This is a genomic window from Microvirga aerilata (assembly GCF_016743775.1).
Taxonomy (GTDB): Bacteria; Pseudomonadota; Alphaproteobacteria; order Rhizobiales; family Beijerinckiaceae; genus Microvirga; species Microvirga aerilata.
On record NZ_JAEQMY010000080.1, the window covers coordinates 1 to 17,684 of the forward strand.

Consider the following 17,684-nt stretch of genomic DNA (forward strand, 5'->3'; position numbering starts at 1 on the left):
AAGAGGCACGAGCTCGAGGCTCTGGCGCACGGCCTGCTGGAGTACGAGACCCTGACGGGCGAGGAGATCCGCAACCTCATGGACGGCCAGCCCCCGATCCGGGACACCGGCGACACGCTCACTCCGGTGCGCGGCTCCGCCGTTCCCACCGCAGGCCGCGGCCGGCCGCGGGAGAGCGGCGAAAGACTGGTCCCGCGGCCACAGAGCTGACCCGCGCTCCATCGCCTTGGACCCTGGCGGCAACCTTGTTCAAGCTGGTCCGTTCCCCTTGCGAGCGTCTGATGACGCCCTCACACTGAGGAGGAAGACATGCTGAAGATGCAGCTTGCAGTTGGCCTTGCCGCGACAGTCCTGATGACCGGTACAGCCCTAGCCCAGACCACTGCTCCCACCCAGCCTGCCGGGCCCGGGCAGGTGATGACGCAGATGCCGCCTGACCTCATACGGGGCTCGCAACTGATGGGCATCGACGTTTATGGCGCCGACAACCAGAAGATCGGCGACATCGATGAGGTGCTGGTGGATCGCCAGGGCAAGATCCACGGCCTCGTCGTGGGCGTGGGCGGCTTCCTGGGCATCGGCCAGAAGGATGTGGCCATTCCCTTTGACCAGGTGCAGTGGCAATCAAACCAGGAGGTCCAGGCCTCCGCGAATGCCAACCAGGGCGGCTCCGGCACCAACACCGCCGGTGGCGTGACTGCGCCGACAGCTCCGGCTGCCGGCGGGGCCAACCAGCCGGCTACCACAGGCAGCACAGCTGCTGGCACCACCGGCTCGCCTGGAGCGGCCGGAACCTTGGGTGGCGCAGGACCGGCTGGCACCACCGCCGGCGCAGGCGGCACCACAGCCGCGGGCAGCGATCCCAATACGCCTGCCCGCGCCATGGTGAAGATGACCAAGGCCGACCTGCAGAACGCGCCTGAGTTCCGCTATAGCAGCGATGCCAACCAAGCGGGCGCTGCAGGCAACACACCGCCGAACGCGCCGAAGCAGTAAGGCTGCCAAAGGAGGCGGGGCGTCCCGCCTCCGATTGCGTTTGTCGCTGCCTTTGAACGGGTAGGATCCAGCACCATTTGTGTCCAGCCTGACCCGATTGCTTATGTCCGATCAGGTGCGTCCTCCCGCTGCTCCACGGCGGCCTCGATCAGTTGCCAGGCATCCTCCTCGCCAATCAGCGCCTTGGCCCGCTCGCCTGAAGCATAAGGCCTGTCATGCGGCTCGATGAGCGCTCTCATATAACGGCCGGTCTCACGCACTTGGACGTTCACGTCGCCGTGCTCGGCCTTCAGCTTGGCGGTCATCTGGCTCACGAGCGGATCGATCTTGCCGCTCTCCATTCGGCGCGGTGCCCCATCGGCGTACGCGCCACGAAAGCAGAGTCAACTGAGGGCGAGCACCTGCTCTATTCGTTCCTTACCCGGAGCCGAACAGCGTCGTCGGGCTAATCCGTCCGAAGGCCATGCTGGTGATCCTCACCACGCCGGCAGAAGTGGCGCTCAAACTGCAACGCCGCTTGCCTGACGATATCCTCGAGATCGTCGCCGAAGGCGCAAGGCCCGACGAGCTGGAGGGCGGGCGGCTCGCCGGATCCTAGGCCTAAGGCAGACTCGAGCAGGCGCAGCTCGAAGACAGCACAGGCCTCATCCGCCCCGAAGCTATCCTCTGAAGGCAGGACAAAAGGCTGAGACAGGCCCTCTCCCCTCTCGGTTTTACGGCCGGCAATAAAACCACCCTTCGTGAGGTTCGGCCCTAATCTCAAGGCTGTCTTTGCCCACGCCTTTCGGCCACCCACCTTTCAATAAAGCTATTCCCAAGATCTGCGCCCCTACCTAGGATTGCCCAGCCATTTTTACGCGGACTCCAGATTGCGAAGCTCAAAACATCAAATTTTGCGAATACAAAACTATCTTGAGGGATCGTGGGGCTGCATCAAAGGAGCAGTTATCAAGCGACCTCAATCTCGCACGGACTCTCCGCCAAGGCTGTTTGCAGCGCCTGGGCGAACTGATGTTGGTCAAAGGGCTTATGCAGCGTCTGGGTGTGCTTGAATCGCTTAGGAAGAACCGATGAGCCATAGCCGGTAGCAAAGATGACTGGTACACCCCTGTCGCGCAGCACATCCGCGACTGGGTAAGAGTGAACTCCAGCAACATTGATATCGAGGATGGCCGCTTCGATGTCAGCGTCACAAGCAAGCATGAGCGCGGCTTCAAGCCTTGAGGCAGGACCAACGATCTCAACGCCCAAGTCCAGCAGCATATCCTCGATCAGCATCGAGATCGCCGCCTCATCCTCGACAATAAGGACGCGACACCTCTGCACTTCGCCCATAACCTGCCCCCAGCATTGCCATTCGTTACCTTAAGGGATGAGGGCGGGCGCTGATACTATCAAGAACAAAGAAGGAACCTTGACTGTGAGCAGCTGCAGAAGTTCCAGTGCCAAAAACGCATGTCGCGGGATGAACAAAGGCTGCATGGATCATTCGGCTTTGCTTCAACGATCAGGCGGCATCCTCTCAAGCAATGGGTGGCTCACGACGAGTTCAGTCCCGATAGGAGAGTTCTGATGAGCTATGGTTGGAGAAAGGTTGCATTTGCCGTTGCTACTGCTCTTACGCTCTGCAGCGCCGCTCAGGCGTCAGAGATCAGCGTCACAGTCCGAACCAGCGACTATGGTGTACCTCATCGTGTTGCTGACTATGGTGAAGAGCAGCTCGAGCGGCGCCAAGGTAGGCGTAGCGACTACAGGTATGAGCATCGTGATCCCCACCGCTCCTACGAAGGGTCTGAGCCTGCGTGGCGTGAAGGACGGCCGCACCATGGTGGATATCGCAGCATCCCGGTTGTGGAGCGGCATCACTGGCAGCGGCCTATTTTTGCTGGACCGCACAGGGGCTACCGCGAGACGTGCAAGGTCATCATCAAGGATCGGGTGAACCGCTGGGGCGAGGTGGTTCAGTTCCGGCGGGAAATCTGCCGCTGAGCTTATTCATTGCCCTGAAGAGAACAGTAGCAGGTGGAACTCAGGACCAGCTTGACCGTTAGCTTAGCAGGAAGCTTGGTTCTCCCCTCCATAACAAATTAAAAGCCTGACGGGACAGACCGTCAGGCTCTTTTTTCGTCGGCTATAGCAAGCAGCAAAGCCGTCAGCTATTCGCGTGATCGAGCCATCAGCAGATTGTACTCCCTAGCCTTCCACTGACGGATCACCGCCTCGCGGTTCCGTCGAACACGCCTAGCGGGCTTGCTTTGCAGCAGCTGCGACGGCTCGGACTTTCAGGCTTTCGACCCGCCGATGTCGTGATGCGCGGGCCAGGAGTTTGGCTTCCGACAGTTTCCCGTCCGCTTCAAGCTCAGCCGCCTTAGTCGCCAGCTCAGCGGCTTCTCGTTCCTGGTTGACGGCTGATGCGACGAGCATCTCGGTATTTTGGATTGGTCGTTTGCGTCCTGAGGGATGATCACCAGTCACGGCTTACCTCCGTTCTCATTGATTGAACCAGAAGCGAATGAAAGGAGCTAGATCCAAGATGTACCGCCCATGCCATAAGGCTGTCGCCCGCATCTCCTTGGCACCTTCACGGAGAGCACTTCGTGCATTGACTCCCCTATGCAACAGGGTTGGAGCGGGCGATCAGATCATTGAGGTGCTCGACAAGAGCATCAGGGTACACGGGCTTAGCAACAAACACTGCCGAGGGCGGGAGATCCCCCTCGTCCGGAAAGGCCTTGCCGGAAATCACCAGCACCCCAAGATCCGGCCAGCCTTGCGCCACAAGGCGTGCGAATTCGAAGCCGTCGAGCGAACCTGGCATATCGACGTCGGTGAGGACGACACTCACATCCTTGCGCCGTCTGAGTGTCTCAAAGGCTTCATCTGCATCCTGCGCTTCCAGCACCCAGAAGCCAGCCTCACGCAGGATGTCGACCTGTGTCAGACGCACAAGCGTTTCATCCTCCACCAGGAGCACGACAGGATGATCGAGGATCGGACCACGCGGCTTGACCTTCATAGGGTTGGCAACGAACTGTCCTCAACCCGGTTCCAAGAGATAGAGCAGCATAGTTATAAGAAGAGCCCTGAAGGGTCTCCCCACTGGATCAGGATCGCTGCCCCTTGGCGACAAGTTGTTTGATGCGGTCGACCACGCCCTGGGACGAGTAGGGCTTCTCCAGCAGAGGCCCCGCTTCACAGAGTGTTGCGGCGATGTCGGCCGAGCGCTCGACCCCGGACGTAAGGATTACCTGGACACCCGGCTTGTTGCCACGGATCCAGCGTGCCAGCCCAAAGCCATCCATGTCACCCGGCATCTGAACGTCGCTGAACACGATGTCAATCGACACCTCAGGCGCCTGCAGCATCGCAACGGCCTCGGCGGCGTTCACGGCTTCATGGACCTTGTAGCCGCACTCGCGCAGGTAGTCGGCGATGACCAGTCGGACCAAAACCTCGTCTTCTACGATGAGGATAGTTTGTTGGGGAATGTCGGATTGAGGTGTGAGGTTGGTGGCTGCGGGACTCATGCGAAGCTAATCGTCACGCTTATACCTTTGTTCCAGGTCTCAGGCGCTTGGGGTGTCAGGCCAGTTGAGACTGTAACTAACAAGAGTGATCACCCGTGTGATCAGGTAAGGTTTGCGGATGAACACGCCGAGATCATCAAGATCCGGGATCGCTGAAGCATCAGAAACACCTGAGGTGAGGATCATCTGGGTGGGCCCGCCACGGGCGTGCACATGACGAGCGACGTCCAGCCCATCTCCCGATCCCGGCAAGTGGATGTCGACGAACACCAAGTCGATGCGCATGGTGTCGAGCACCATAAGGGCGTCATCGGCGGAACTGGCCTCCAAGACCTTGAAGCCATGGGCTCGCAGTTCATCACTGATGGCCGAACGTGTTAGAACGTTGTCTTCGACGACCAGAATGGTGGGAGGCGTTCGACGCGGAAAAGCCGTTACCGATGCATCACCCATGGTGACCCCTTAGGCTACTCAATGGGCGAGTAACGTGCGGCAGCTCCACTGGTTCTCCGCAGAACATGTGCCGGTTTGTCCCTGAAGCAGGGCAGTGGCATCTGCCTATTGGATCCAGTTCATGTTCCAAGGGAGAGGAACCAAAGCGTAGCCGGTGAGTTCAACCCTACCATTCTTTTGTTCTGTTAGCTCCATTGTCCAATCATTCTGCAGGGATTGTTTTGCTGGTCGAAGACGAACCGCTGGTGCGGTTGGTCACGGCCGACATTCTGCTTGAGGCGAACTTCCGTGTCATTGAAGCGGCGAATGCCGAAGAGGCCCTGACGCTTCTGCAGGCCTGTGTTGAGGTGGACGTTCTGCTCTCGGATGTGGAGATGCCACCAGGGGTGAACGGTTACGAGTTAGCCCAGCAGGTTCACGAGCGCTGGTCCCCTATCGAGATCCTGATCACATCAGGGCGGGAGTGGCCCCGGGGAGGAGACCTGCCGCCGGGAGCTGCGTTCCTGGCTAAGCCCTGCCCGAGCCAAACCTTGGTGTCCTATGTGCGATCGGCCGCAGACCGGGCCCAAGCCACCAGAGCGACGTGTTTCGCAGCAGCCGAGACAGATTTGGCCGAGGGAAAGGTGGTGCCGTTTCCCAAGGTTGGATGATGTGAAAAGCCCATGGAGGCTCAGGGCACTGCAGATTGACTAGCGTTTGAGGAGTTGAATCACCTTCCGGCTCTCCGGCTCGATAATGGCGATCTGGTCTCCAACAATCAGGTAGTTGTAGGTTGTGACGGTCGGGACAGTCGTTGCAGCGTCTTGCGGCAGTCCCAACAACTCCACCTCCGGTGGGATGGTCATCCCAACCCGGACCGGCTCGCTCAAACTGGCTTGTGGCAGATCGGTGGAACGCTTCACCTGATCCAGGATCATCTTCTGCTTGTCCGGTGGGAGTGGACGTGGTGCTCCTGTCTTGACCGGCGTTCCCTGAGCAGGCTGGGACGCAGCGGGATGAGTAGCGCCGAGGGCTATCAGCCCAGTTACAATGAGCCACAATGAGGACCGCATCATCCCTCTCCCTTTACGGATGTTCGATGTTCGGGGCCTGACCAAGCAGGATGGCGGGTCTGGGATGACCTTATACCGAACGAGCCCTTCAGGTGCCGTTCAGGCATGAAATCCAAGCCAGCAGGGCTTGCACCTGATCATGCTTCGCTCAATCGCAGAGGATACAACGATCCGCCGCTTGCTCGATTGGATTGATCCAATCGGCAATGATCAATTCAAGGGGGCCATCTGAAGATCACACGCGCTCCTCCACGTCGAAAAACCGGAGCGCCCCAGGAAGCGGCATGAACGGGAGCACGCAGGCGTTCCGCAACACAAAGCCGTAGGGGCCGGTGAACCAAGGTGATAAATGCTCGGTGACGCAGTCGGTGATCTCGCACTCCCCCACAATCCCTCCTCTGGGGAGATCGTCTTTCTTTGGCAGACCTCCACCAAGCGTGATCGCCCGGCCCAGCTAGTGCTCAGGATTCGGCAGGCACGCTGAAAAGTGTAGTAATCCTCCAGCCGCACGATGGCTGGGGCGTGAATCAGAACACGTCCGCGGTGCTGAGTCGGCCAGTCGCGATTGTCGATATTCATGCCAGCGTGGAAGATCGCCCAGGCAAAGGGTTGGCGGACCGATAGGGCAAACGTCATGTAGGTCCGGAACCGGGGACAATGGAAGCCGAGGATTACGCTCGGTGACGCTCCCCGGTTCCCAATCTTTCATATTCCTGAAGGGCAGTGCCGGCCTGTTCTTACCTTCGTATGCTCATGCTGCGTACGCCTCTGCCTCGGTCGCAACGCGCCGAACGAGCTGGTTGATCACACCGGCGAGTTGGTGGGGACGGTAAGGTGTGCGCAGGCACGGAGCCCCGTCGACCTTTTCGGCATCCGCCAGCCTGAACGGCATGCGTGAGGTGTAGATCACCTTGAGGTCGGGATCGGACATACGTGCGTCCTTGGCCAAGGAGAGGCCAGCGCCTGCGTGCCCGAGGTCGGTGTCGACGACCAGAACACTGATGCGCCCGTTCGTGCGAAGCAGATGGCTGGCTTCCTGCAGGGTGCTGGTGAGGAGCACCTCATAGCCATAGCTCGCCAAGCTGTTGGCGGTTGTCAGTTCAGCCAACCGATCACCGGAAACAAGCAGAACAAGCGGCTGTCGACTCATGATGAAATACCTTGGATGGAGCGCGCAAAGACGCCCTCCGAAATGGAAAGGTTGTTCAGAAGTCAGGCCTCGCAACTGTGCTGTGATTGGCCTGTCGCGAGTATGGTGTGCGAACAGGGTTAACCAGAGGTTAACTCCCCATGTACTGCAGGGGCTGGGCCGTCGAAAAAGCGGCGGTCAGATTTTGGTGGCATAGCCCCTTCAGGTGCACTGAACTTGTCAAGCCGTTCCTGAGCTGCCTTGAGTGTAGCCTCCCCTAATCGCCAAGCTTCTGTTTTGGATACCTGAAGCGCTTTGCGAATGCCTGATGATGGCCGACAAGAAGCGAAGCTTCACATGGGAGCTCGCCGTCAGCGATGCGCTCAAATCCCTCCAATGCGTTCAGAAGGATTGGATTAGGAAGACTGGCAAAGAGCATGGTTGGACCAGGCCCGGAGGTGGAAACCAGCATCATCTGTCCGGGACACCCGAGCTTCATGAACAAGCTTTCGAACTGGTCCTGTGCCTGGTCCCATTCGGCCACATCGATGCTCTTGCGAGCCCAGATCATGGGGCGTCTCCCCGGCCCAGTTGGCGAGGCGAGAAGCGAAGTGCTATGGCGGTATCCCACCAAGTAAGTCTGTCCCGAGGGATGGGCAAGAGCAAGACTGCACGGTTGCAGCATGCTGACTGATCCGCCTTGGCTCATAGGAGCCCAGGGAGGTTAACTTTTCCGAGCTCCCAATGATCGGGGGGCTAGTCCAACCCATCCCGACTGAGCAGACTTCATTGGCATAGGGGCCGCCTTTGCGCGGCCCCTCTTCGTATCAAGTGCGTGGTCCCCCGGTCTGGCTGTGTTGGCCACCCGGCTGCGAGATGCCTGTCACCGCAGCACCAACCCGCTCAGAGCTGTCCGACATCGCCATGTCACCGAGCGAGATGATGCCAACCAGCCGCTTGTCACGGCTGAGCACCGGCAGGCGGCGAACCTGGATGTCGGCCATGTTGCGGGCGACATCGTTGGTGTCGTCGTCCTCGTAGCAATATTTTACTTCACCCGTCATCACCTCGCGGACAGCGGTGTCAGGCCCCCTGCCCTGGGCCACGGCGCGCACTGTGATGTCCCGGTCGGTAATCATACCCACGAGGCGGTCGCCTTCGCGCACCGGCATAATGCCGGTGTCAACCTCGGCCATCAGCCGGGCTGCCTCCTGGATGGTATGAGTGGGTTCGATCAGCTGCACATCCCGTGTCATGAGTTCACTGACTTGCATGAGTGCCTCCTCAGATGCCCCCTGTCTCGTCTTTTTCTCCCCACATCTTATCAGGTGGGGATTTGTAGAGCGCCGGCAGCTGGAGCATGGCTACCGGCGTTGGTGCTTGCGGATCAGGATGACGACCGCACCCGCAAGCAGCGCCAGGAAAATAGCACTCCCCACCGTGACGAATAAACTCTCAACCCGGGCAGTTCCGGGCGGCAATGGTGCCGTATCACCCTCACCAATTGCCGTGAGGTAGAGAGGTGCCTCAATGGCAGGAAATACCATCGTGGATGTCCCCGGTTCCTGCTGTCCGTCTACTCCAGCATTGCCGTGCAGGGCCACTCGCGTGACCAAGGCTTCCACCCTCTGCCTCACAAACCGAAACTTGAAGGTCGGTTTGGGTGAGAAAGACCTTATTGCAGGCCTATTCTGGTTGGATTATCGCCGCATCGGGTCGGAGCCTAGAACACGCCGATGAACCACCCTTGGAACTTCGAAATCAAGGGATGTTCGTCGACAGACGTTGGCGCAGCAGCGCTTTGCTGGACACCAGCCATGCGCGTCCTCACCTCATCCGGCGCCAGCTCATCAGCTTGCCGACCGATGGCGAGAGCGCCAGTGAGGATTTCAAGACCCTGCCGAAATGAAAGCCGCCAGCGCATGCGGGCAGCAATGTAAGCCTCCCGCTCCTGCTCCACCTCCAGCGTGTCGGCGCAGGCCAGACGGGTGACAAAGGGCAACAACTGCTGTCGCTCCTCATCAGACGCCTCATCGTTAATCTGCATCGCCAGTGCGCAGATCGGGCGGGAGAAACACTTCGGCATGTCGTGAACGGATCGCACGGACTGGTACGGAAAACCGGCTGCTACGATGGCCGCCTCGTTGATGCAGGTTCCGCCGTCTTGTCCAGGAAAGGTGTGCGAGCCTTGTTTCAGCTTCCAGTTCAGGATGTGGTCGAAGCCATGCATGATGACCATCCTTATGCACCTAAGACAGGGATGGTGCTCCTCAGGTGTGATCGTTGTCAATCAGGAGAGCGCACCATTATGGATGGCGGCAGGACGTGTCGCAGCGGTGACTATGGGGGATGCTTTGCACCTAACAGAAGCTCACCCAGGCGAGATGCTTCCTGGGCTTAAGCTCAGTTCCACGTCGGCATTGGAGGTCCATTGAACGACGGTCGGCTGAGCTCGGGCCCAGCCTGAACCCACCCTGATCCGCCTATTGCTCAGTGAAGAAGGTTAGCAGGACCTTGCCCTTTTCGCCGATTAGGCAAACGAAGCGGTTTGGCTGGTCGCTCTTTTCGCGCTGTAGGTAGGCGTCGCCCATGATCACCATCTTGACTGGGGTATCCTCGACCTTGGTCTCAGCCTTGGAGATTGCCAGACCATCGATGTCGAAGGTCAGGTCCTTGATCGCGGGAGATCGCTCCTTCAGCGCCACCAGACCAGCAAGCCGGCAGGCGTCCACTTCCACTGGCACCTGGGCCTGAGCCGAGAAAGCAATCGTCATGAAGGCGAGAACTGCTGCTAGAGCGCCGTACCGCATCAACCGATCTCCTACTTGAAGTGCTGACGTATTAGGCGATGGCTCCATGGCAAAACCATGCTTTGAAAGCAGGAGCTAGCAACGTTCTGCAGCGAAACTGCAAACGCCAGGATCAAAGTGGTTTCAGGCCAGTCCCAGCTGCACTGCCAGGATCAGAAACTGTTATTTGTGTGGCTGGCGGCCTCGGCCTCATTGCCGGTAGGAAAATGCCGTGCAGGACGCGTGGCTCGAGGCGCCGGATGCCAGTGGTGCGGCTCGCGCGGGCGCCTGTTGGCATCGGGATGCCACTGCCGCGCCGCAGCCGTAGTTGACACCCTGTGACCTAACATCCAGCCCAACGCGCAGCCGAGAGCACCGATGATGGCCAGAGCTGCAAGCGGATGTCCCTGCACAGGCTTGCTGATGGCCTGAGTGCCCTCGTGGTAGTAGCGCTCAGCGTCGGGCAGATAACGTCTTCCCTGCTCCATATACGTCTGGCCACGCCGGTAGACGTCACGAGCGAGCCCAGAGGCTCGCTCCGCCAGCTGCGCGGTGCATCCAGTTCTCTCCTCAAGTCCCTCGCCCGGCGGCACCGGAATCTCGTTCAACGCCTCCGGCTCGCATTCGGCAGCGACACTTTTCGAAGCTGATGTGGTCCAGGCAGGCGGATCACTGGCGGGGAAGCTGTCGACGACTGCATCATCCACGTGCCGTTGCTGGATCGGCTTGGCTTCATTCTCGGCATGCGCCGGGCGCTTCTGATCAATCTTTTCGTCAGGCATTGGGATCTCCATGTCCTGCTCAGGGCAATGAAGTCTTAAGGTGGATGGTTCCTCCTGCAGGTCCAGCACGAAGGCACGAAGCCTCCTTAGGCCTCAACCGCCCTAGCAATGCGGCACACTCAGCCGTTGCAGAGCTCAGGCAGCTGACCAAGGTCGTCGAGGGCTCTCTCTGCCACGATGCCAAGGTGCGTGATCGACAGCAAGTCGTCTCGGGGCAGTGGGATCCGTCCTTTTTGGGATCTTGGCCGCGTCTGGTCTATGTCCGTCCCCACCTCTGCGCCATGCAGTTAAAAAAAGCGTACGGCGTCATCCTGGTGGCGGCCTTGAATGGAGCCAGGATGGCCGAAGCCTGCGCGTCAAGTTGTGCCGGGATCTACCGGCCTCACACGCCAAGCAAAGATGCCCGGTTGCTCTCTTGCCCTTTTGCATCGAGAGGCCTATGTCATGGCATAGGCCAAAACGGAGGCGATCGAAATGCAGCACGAACGACATGTCAGGCTGTTCCGAAACGGCCGGAACCAAGCGGTCCGGATCCCGGTCGAGTTCGAGCTCCCGGGTGACGAGGCCATCATGCACCGGGACGGCGACCGGCTGATCATCGAGCCGATCCGGAAGAGCGGCCTGATCGCCCTCCTCGACACGCTGGAGCCCCTCGATGAGGACTTCCCCGCCATCGACGACAAACCCAGCGCGCCGGAGGACATCTTTTGAGCGCCGGCCGCTACATGCTCGACACCAACATCCTTTCTGACATGATCCGGAACCCGAGCGGAATGGCAGCGACGCGCCTGCGCCAAGTTGGGGACGCGAGCGTCTGCACGAGCATCGTGGTCGCATCGGAGCTTCGCTACGGTGCGGAGAAGAAGGGTTCGGAGAAGCTGACCGCCAGGGTCGAGGCCGCGTTGCGGGAGGTCGAGATCCTGGCGCTCGACGTGCCAGCCGACACGCATTACGGCCTGGTCCGTAGCCGCCTCGAGGCCGAGGGGCGGACGATTGGCCAGAATGACCTCCTCATCGCTGCGCACGCGCTTTCACTTGGACTGACGCTGGTCACCGCCAACGTGCAGGAGTTCAACCGTATCGACGGCCTCCGGATCGAGAACTGGCTGGAAGGCTAGCGCGGGTCTGGACCACCCGTCTGACGTCAATAAAATAGCGGGGCATCGTTGATCGTGAGAAATACAAAGTGGTGAGAGAGGTCTGCTGTCCGGTGTTATCGTTGCTAAACAATAACTTGCAGCATCAACATTCGGTCGCAACCTGCTTTTACGACTTCTAATAGGAACCGTTGAAGGCCTAACCTTGCTTTCTTTTCGGGTTGGTTCTTTTGGCACGGCGCGCTTCGGTTTTTAACAACGAGTTTTCATCAATCGAGAAGCCTGACACTCCGTACCAGCCAACGGAATTCAACCACTATGTGGCTTGAAACGCCCTGTGAGCTCTCTCGCGCAGTTCATCCAACTCGCCCTGCAGAGCATTGATCTGCCTTTCGACCTCCACGTAGGACACGCATTCTGGCGTGACGAAGAGGCGTCCACGTCAGCTGCGCCCGTTCATCTCAGTAAGCTTATAGCCGAAGCGCTATGGGCGGCCTCAAAGGGCCGCCCACTGGTCACACCGATGATGCGCGATGCTTAACGGATAACCTGAACAATCCTGCGGCTGCTCGGCTCGACCAGCACGGGCGTGTCGTTCACGACCGTGTAGCGATAGCCCTTTACTTTGTACTGGGCGGGCACCTCGTGATACGTCACGCCGGCTTCCGGCAGGACCGCACCCACACGAACCTCTTCCTTGTAGGTGTAAGACGGAGCCTTCTGCGTCGTCACGTAGGTACGGAACTCCGGCTGTTGCTGATCAGCGATGCCGCCTACGATTGCACCCGTGACACCACCCACTGCGGCACCGACCGGACCGCCTACGATTGCACCACCGACCGCGCCTGTGGCAGCTCCGGCGGCTGCACCACCAGACTGCGCAAAAGCAGCCGCGGGAGCAAGGGTTGCGAGAATAGCACCGGCGAAAAGGATCTTCTTCGACATGAAAAACTCCTGAATTGTAGCTTCGGACGCATTACCCGTTGGCAGTAGAACGCTGCTACGTCTGAGTAGTTTCAGCAAGCTTGTAAATATTTGAATGACGCTCCTTGCGCATTACCGAAGATGAACGCTTGATTAACAGTATGATCTATTACGTTGCCGCTGAAGTTCTTCACGGCACTTCTCACAAGGCTCACTGATTCTATCACCGACTTGGACGTTGGCGACTGGAACCAGCGCCGCCACAGTTCGTTTCTTGAGGTCAAGATGGAGGCTGGGGAGCAATCACATTGAGCCCAAATGACCTTCAATCATTCGCTTCACCCTTCCGCCAGTGTTGCCCTTCACCTGAGCGCCATTGCCGAAAAAATTGATGAGGTTGCGGCCAGGGCCGGGGTGTCGTCGTCCGATCGGCTGGACCTTGAAACCGCGCTTAGGGCGTTGCCTTGGCGCGACCGTCGGCGTCTGGGATTGATCCTGGAAGGCGCCCGGATGAGCGCGAGCAGCGAAGCGCTGCGCACGGCTGTTGATCTGATCGTACGTCTGGCTAGCGATACCTGGGTCAGAACGCCTCCACCCGGACCAGAGCGGAAGCGACAAGACGCAAGCGGAACACGGCTCACCTCAATTCAGAGCTGAGTATGAGTCCCGCCCGACCTGCCAGATCGGGAACATTTCGCCACCCGCTTCCTCTGACAGCACACCTGAGACCCTTCCCGCGCGTCCCGAAGCCTGAGCCACCATTACAGCAGCCTGAATGGCTTGGGGGCGCTTGTCGAACACACCAAGCGTCTGACTGTTGAGATGAACAGCCCATCCTGCCCCAGAAGCACGGACAATGTAGATATCCTGCTCGTTCATCAGGTCTCCTTAAGGTTTCTGAAAGGCTTGATGATCGCCAAGGCAGCCGCAGGGCAGCCAAGGCCACGCGAGACAATGCAGCCATCAGGGCTAACGAAACTGCGCGACGTTTATTCCCCATTTGGAGGCAAACAAAAGGTCAGGGTTATGACCACCGGCAGTCCAGCCGGTCGCGTCAGCAGCAAACGCGAAGCGGCCTGTACCGTAGATGAGAGCCACACCAGCGCGAGCCCGCACGGTTCAGAACCAGTTGCTGGATTCAAACACGCCATTGTCATCAAGGGTGCCGTTGCCGTTCATGTCGAAAGCGCCCTCGTGTCTGAAGTCGGCGTACTGGATGTCGCTTTCAAGACCGATGACGAACGAGCCGATTGGGAGTTGGAGCCAACCTGGGCGCCGTCGTCATCCTCATCAGTGATGGGCTACCGCGTCGCTCCCATAAGGCTGGAAGCTTTTCGGAGGTTGCACCATGGCGATCACATCATTCGTCGTCTCCGCATGGCCAGGAGTTCGACGGCAAGGTCGATCTTGCCGGATTTCACCATGCGCGTGAGCGCGCGGAAGTAGCCTCCCGGGTTCTTGATCCGGCTCTCCCCGCCGTTCTTGGCAAGGTCGTCCTCGTAGAGCTGCAGGACGTAGATCACGGAAATCGCCGCCCTGACGGGTCCCACCTCCTCGACAGCTTCCGCCCAGGCGCTTTCATGCGCCCCGAGCGAAGCTCGCAGGTAGCGGCCAGCTGAGACGATATCAGCGAGATCCCGCACGGGCTGGCCGTAGTCGCTGATGGTGGGGCAGGCCTCTAGGATCAATTCCGGTGATAGGTGCTCCGAGGTTTGTTCGGTTGAACGAACGGCCTCAGCTTTCTTCGGAAAGCTTTTGTTACAAGGTTCGCTAGGAGATTCGTTGTTGTTATAGGTGTGTCGGCACTCAGTTCCGGCATAGCCCGCCCGATAATACGCTTCTTCGCAGGCACTCCTCAGGGCTTTCCACTCATCCAGAACATCGATCGGTACGGCCTTCGTGCTGCGCAATGGAGTCCGGGCCATAAGACCAGCAAACGGATCCTGCAGGTCCGAGCGATCAAGGTCGGGGTATTCCTGTGCAAGGCTGTTGAGCGCTTCCTGGGCGGCCCTTCGGGCGATGGTGATCTCGTCGAAGGTACGCTTGCGGGTTTCCCGCGCCTGCTTCTGTTCGATCAGGCGCTCAGCCCACTCCCCTCGCCTAGCATAGACAGGCGTGAGGTCGAAGCCGAACGCGTCCACGATCTCGCCAGCCAAATCTTTGACCGCATAGCGTTTTCCGTTGGGAGACTCCTTCGGGATGATCAGCTGCTGGTCGATGAGGACGCGGAAGGCCTTGCGGATCCCCCGCTCTGACAATCCGGTGCGGCTAACCAGATAATCGTTGGACGGCCAGACCAGCAGCCGCTCCCATTCTTGCTCGCCCCAGCAGGCGACGAGCTCGGATAGGACCGACCGGGGACCATTGCGCAATTCTAAGGCCTTGGCAGCCTCCCTGGCCGCCGCAGATAGTTCTTTTCGTATGACTGTACGCCCGTCTTCGAGCGCAAGTTCTCTCGCGGCCAGAGCAGCATGTCTCAGCCGCCGGCCTCCTGACGATGCCAGTTGCATCGTACCCTCCTATGTGAGGGCAAAGCGGGAGCGTTCACCGAAACCGATGCTCTTGACAGCCAGCTTGTCGGGATGGCATAAGGAAGTTGTCACACATTCGCTTACGACCACCCCTCGGTGGTTCTCCAAAGGCCCTCGAAGTTTCCAGCTTCGTGGGCCTTTTGCTTTGCCTGGTTTACGTCACCGTGTTTGGCTCCTTCGGAACAAAGGTGGCTGCGAGGGCGTGGTTGATTGCTTCCTGCCGAGACCGGAAGCGGCCACTCTCGACGGCTTCGTCGATTGCGGACCCGATCAGCTGGGGAACCCATACATTCATTTCCCGGTCCCCCCGCTCACGGCGGGCTTTCCGGAGACGTTGAACGGCATCAGTTCCCTTCACAGCTGGCATGGCGCTCACCTGTCACACTCGTAGCAATTACGAGAAATGCCCGATTCTCAGGTGGCTGTGGAGTCGGAGTGCAAGAATCCATTCACAATAAGTGGATTCTTCGTTGGAAAACTTCTTTAGCTTGAATCGTTTAGCTGAAAAGCCGAGTCAATCCGCAGGTAAAAACCTGGTTCCAGCCGATTCGAAGTTACGCACTCGATTCTGAGGCAGCAGTCAAAGGCGGAGATTTGCGGCTCACGAGCCCTTGTTCAACTCTGCTGAACTCTGAGAGAGACACGTAAAGCTTCTAGCCAGTGTGGTTACAGAGACAAACATTTGAGAGTGACTCTCGCCTATCTCTGCATCGGCGTTATCAGGACCATCTATGCGGGTCAGTCGATGGCTCCTAATGGGCTGCCCCATACGGGAGACTTGGGCGAGTGCGCATTTGGCAGAGGATACCGAGTGCCCACAGCACGGAGCAGATGTGGGAGGCCTGGAGGCAGTTGCCTCCCAACCAAACCCCTATGAGCGGTGGGCACTAACCATTGAGCTACAAGTCCAATGACAGCGACCATGCTGGATCTTTGCTGGTTTGGCTGTGCTGGGAAGGGCACAGCGCACGGTCGACACGTCTTGTCCCCTTTCTTGACTGCAACGGAACTCCTAAGGACCTCAGCCTTTAGGACTCAGGTCGGTTGCCCCTGAGTACCTGAGAATGATGCCTGAGACTGAGGCTCCTGAGCCCTCCCCTCGTAACAGAACGACGCTCCTGAAGCTTAGGGAGCGGCAATGTCGTTACGTCATCTCAGATGGCGGCTCAGAGGCCATCTTCTGTGGAGGTCGGACCCAGGAAGGCTCAAGCTGGTGTCCTTGGCACAGGCAGGTGGTCTATACGAAACCTTCCTCCAGCGGAGCAAAAGCCGGGCGCGGCTTCATTCTTCCGAAGTTAAGCTAGGGCCATGTACCATATGCTGCGTAAACAGCAGGTGAAATATGCCTGCCGTCACCAGCTATCGCTCGCTGATCATATTCAGCTGCCCGCCGCACCAGGTCGGCGCGATGCACCTTCTGCCTTCCCAGCGTTGTTACGGATTTGAGATAGAACCAGGGTCCCGCCTTCTCAGGTCGGCTGATTACGCTCCCGCTCCTTTCGGCGCAGGGCAAGAAGAAGATCAAGCTGTTCGTCGGATATGGGGCTGGTATCAGGTGGGAAGTAGACGCTTCGCATCAGCTCAGCGATCCGGTTCTTGGCGTCGCGATTGATGCTCGCAGCTTCGGATTTTCTTTTTCGGTCAGGCACGGATGCTTACCTTCGATACGCAATGCATTTGCCCCTTAGACTGAGAGCACTATGGTTAACTTTCCGTTAACCTTAGCCTTAAGCATCTGGAGTGGAAGGCTAAACAGCCGCTCCGATGGCTTCCATTCAAGTGAGGAGATCGGGCATTCTCCGCTGCTTGGGAGGCAGGGGGCGGCTGGCGCGGAGCGCCCTTGCTCTTCCAGCCTGCCGGACCGCATCCGAGTTCATGAGCTTCGACCACCAGGCACAGGCGTTCCCGTGCGCTAGCTCACACTGTTGATCATCGCTCTTCTATAGACATGAAGCCTCTCGCCAGCATTATGATGCTAGGGCCGGCAGGACCTATCTGGAACGGTAGAGGCAACCATGGCGGACAGAAAGCCAGACCCACGCCGAGCAGAGCACAAGGAAGCGGTGCGTTTGTCCTGGAAGAGCCGTCATATTCCAGTTGGGACACTGCTCTTGAGCGGTGTGCTACTGGCAGCCATTCTCTCGGCTGTATTCATGGTCATTGGACAATGACCTTCAGATCCTCTCCCTTGAGGGTGGATCCAGATGGTTCCGTGAAGGCCAGCCACGAGCTACTCCCCCCATTACTATGGGTTTAGTAACGAGTGCACGTCACTTTGCATTGTTTTTCTCGACCGTGGAAAAAAGGCCTTGAGCGCACCCTAGAGAAGTCGGCCCTGAACAATGCCGTTTGATCAGGCGGCGATTGGCTTCCAGGGATCGTTGGGCTTATCCGATTGCGCGCA

23 protein-coding genes and 1 pseudogene are annotated in these 17,684 nt (G+C 58.9%); 8 read left to right on the top strand and 16 right to left on the bottom strand.

From position 1 onward, the window contains the following. Positions 1–210 (top strand): annotated as a pseudogene (locus JKG68_RS26055) (ATP-dependent zinc metalloprotease FtsH); the annotation flags it as partial. Between the two features lie 99 nt (positions 211–309). Then, on the top strand, positions 310–996 hold the full coding sequence (locus tag JKG68_RS26060; protein ID WP_202064607.1) for a PRC-barrel domain-containing protein: 687 nt from the start codon (positions 310–312) through the stop codon (positions 994–996). 101 nt (positions 997–1,097) lie between these two features. Here JKG68_RS26060 and JKG68_RS26065 read toward each other — a convergent pair whose 3' ends face one another. Further along, positions 1,098–1,337, bottom strand: a complete 240-nt coding sequence (locus tag JKG68_RS26065) for a hypothetical protein (protein ID WP_202064653.1) — start codon at positions 1,335–1,337, stop codon at positions 1,098–1,100. A 122-nt stretch (positions 1,338–1,459) separates the two neighbouring features. On the opposite strand from JKG68_RS26065, the gene JKG68_RS26070 reads away from it, so the two are divergent. Beyond that, entirely contained in the window at positions 1,460–1,594 is a 135-nt protein-coding gene (locus JKG68_RS26070) for a hypothetical protein (RefSeq protein WP_312890974.1), read from the top strand. Positions 1,595–1,944: 350 nt separating this feature from the next. Here JKG68_RS26070 and JKG68_RS26075 read toward each other — a convergent pair whose 3' ends face one another. After that, complete coding sequence (locus tag JKG68_RS26075) at positions 1,945–2,331, bottom strand: response regulator (protein WP_202064609.1); 387 nt, start codon at positions 2,329–2,331, stop codon at positions 1,945–1,947. Between the two features lie 237 nt (positions 2,332–2,568). Here JKG68_RS26075 and JKG68_RS26080 point away from each other — a divergent pair, with 237 nt between their 5' ends. Further along, positions 2,569–2,985 carry a hypothetical protein gene (locus JKG68_RS26080; protein ID WP_202064612.1) on the top strand — a complete coding sequence of 139 codons (417 nt, stop codon included), beginning with the start codon at positions 2,569–2,571 and terminating at the stop codon, positions 2,983–2,985. 622 nt (positions 2,986–3,607) lie between these two features. On the opposite strand, the gene JKG68_RS26085 is transcribed toward JKG68_RS26080, so the two are convergent. The 3 genes from JKG68_RS26085 to JKG68_RS26095 all read right to left on the bottom strand — a co-directional run bounded on the left by JKG68_RS26085 (position 3,608) and on the right by JKG68_RS26095 (position 4,976). Further along, a complete protein-coding gene (locus JKG68_RS26085) occupies positions 3,608–4,012 on the bottom strand; it encodes a response regulator (protein WP_202064620.1) in 405 nt (134 codons plus the stop codon). A gap of 88 nt (positions 4,013–4,100) precedes the next feature. Beyond that, the gene (locus tag JKG68_RS26090; RefSeq protein ID WP_202064626.1) at positions 4,101–4,523 is read right to left on the bottom strand and encodes a response regulator; all 423 of its coding nucleotides are present in this window, start codon (positions 4,521–4,523) and stop codon (positions 4,101–4,103) included. A gap of 39 nt (positions 4,524–4,562) precedes the next feature. After that, positions 4,563–4,976 (bottom strand): response regulator, encoded by a 414-nt coding sequence (locus JKG68_RS26095; RefSeq protein WP_202064628.1) that lies wholly within the window; start codon positions 4,974–4,976, stop codon positions 4,563–4,565. Between the two features lie 221 nt (positions 4,977–5,197). On the opposite strand from JKG68_RS26095, the gene JKG68_RS26100 reads away from it, so the two are divergent. After that, on the top strand, positions 5,198–5,626 hold the full coding sequence (locus tag JKG68_RS26100) for a response regulator (protein WP_246515872.1): 429 nt from the start codon (positions 5,198–5,200) through the stop codon (positions 5,624–5,626). A 39-nt stretch (positions 5,627–5,665) separates the two neighbouring features. Here the strand turns inward: JKG68_RS26100 and JKG68_RS26105 are convergent, their stop codons facing one another. From JKG68_RS26105 to JKG68_RS26140, 8 genes are all read right to left on the bottom strand, one after another. Continuing rightward, complete coding sequence (locus JKG68_RS26105; protein ID WP_202064630.1) at positions 5,666–5,893, bottom strand: DUF1236 domain-containing protein; 228 nt, start codon at positions 5,891–5,893, stop codon at positions 5,666–5,668. An 886-nt stretch (positions 5,894–6,779) separates the two neighbouring features. Further along, positions 6,780–7,136, bottom strand: a complete 357-nt coding sequence (locus JKG68_RS26110; RefSeq protein ID WP_246515874.1) for a response regulator — start codon at positions 7,134–7,136, stop codon at positions 6,780–6,782. Positions 7,137–7,434: 298 nt separating this feature from the next. Beyond that, positions 7,435–7,728, bottom strand: coding sequence for a hypothetical protein (locus JKG68_RS26115; RefSeq protein ID WP_202064632.1), 294 nt, complete (start codon positions 7,726–7,728; stop codon positions 7,435–7,437). 256 nt (positions 7,729–7,984) lie between these two features. Then, positions 7,985–8,431: a CBS domain-containing protein gene (locus JKG68_RS26120; RefSeq protein ID WP_202064633.1), complete on the bottom strand. Its 447-nt coding sequence runs from the start codon at positions 8,429–8,431 to the stop codon at positions 7,985–7,987. A gap of 90 nt (positions 8,432–8,521) precedes the next feature. Continuing rightward, entirely contained in the window at positions 8,522–8,704 is a 183-nt protein-coding gene (locus tag JKG68_RS26125; RefSeq protein ID WP_202064634.1) for a hypothetical protein, read from the bottom strand. Positions 8,705–8,880: 176 nt separating this feature from the next. Continuing rightward, a complete protein-coding gene (locus tag JKG68_RS26130) occupies positions 8,881–9,387 on the bottom strand; it encodes a hypothetical protein (RefSeq protein ID WP_202064635.1) in 507 nt (168 codons plus the stop codon). Positions 9,388–9,640: 253 nt separating this feature from the next. Then, positions 9,641–9,967, bottom strand: a complete 327-nt coding sequence (locus JKG68_RS26135; RefSeq protein WP_202064637.1) for a hypothetical protein — start codon at positions 9,965–9,967, stop codon at positions 9,641–9,643. 152 nt (positions 9,968–10,119) lie between these two features. Beyond that, complete coding sequence (locus JKG68_RS26140) at positions 10,120–10,797, bottom strand: hypothetical protein (protein WP_202064639.1); 678 nt, start codon at positions 10,795–10,797, stop codon at positions 10,120–10,122. A 405-nt stretch (positions 10,798–11,202) separates the two neighbouring features. On the opposite strand from JKG68_RS26140, the gene JKG68_RS26145 reads away from it, so the two are divergent. Together JKG68_RS26145 and JKG68_RS26150 are read left to right on the top strand one after the other, a co-directional pair. Further along, positions 11,203–11,439 carry an antitoxin gene (locus JKG68_RS26145; RefSeq protein WP_202064641.1) on the top strand — a complete coding sequence of 79 codons (237 nt, stop codon included), beginning with the start codon at positions 11,203–11,205 and terminating at the stop codon, positions 11,437–11,439. 14 nt (positions 11,440–11,453) lie between these two features. Continuing rightward, entirely contained in the window at positions 11,454–11,846 is a 393-nt protein-coding gene (locus tag JKG68_RS26150) for a type II toxin-antitoxin system VapC family toxin (protein WP_202064651.1), read from the top strand. 516 nt (positions 11,847–12,362) lie between these two features. On the opposite strand, the gene JKG68_RS26155 is transcribed toward JKG68_RS26150, so the two are convergent. The 3 genes from JKG68_RS26155 to repC all read right to left on the bottom strand — a co-directional run bounded on the left by JKG68_RS26155 (position 12,363) and on the right by repC (position 15,259). After that, positions 12,363–12,770: a DUF1236 domain-containing protein gene (locus JKG68_RS26155; RefSeq protein WP_202064643.1), complete on the bottom strand. Its 408-nt coding sequence runs from the start codon at positions 12,768–12,770 to the stop codon at positions 12,363–12,365. Positions 12,771–13,391: 621 nt separating this feature from the next. Next, a complete protein-coding gene (locus JKG68_RS26160; RefSeq protein ID WP_202064645.1) occupies positions 13,392–13,628 on the bottom strand; it encodes a hypothetical protein in 237 nt (78 codons plus the stop codon). Between the two features lie 476 nt (positions 13,629–14,104). Then, on the bottom strand, positions 14,105–15,259 hold the full coding sequence (gene repC / locus JKG68_RS26165; protein ID WP_202064647.1) for a plasmid replication protein RepC: 1,155 nt from the start codon (positions 15,257–15,259) through the stop codon (positions 14,105–14,107). Positions 15,260–16,347: 1,088 nt separating this feature from the next. On the opposite strand from repC, the gene JKG68_RS34910 reads away from it, so the two are divergent. Beyond that, a complete protein-coding gene (locus JKG68_RS34910) occupies positions 16,348–16,584 on the top strand; it encodes a GcrA family cell cycle regulator (RefSeq protein ID WP_376773211.1) in 237 nt (78 codons plus the stop codon). Positions 16,585–17,684: the final 1,100 nt, after the last annotated feature.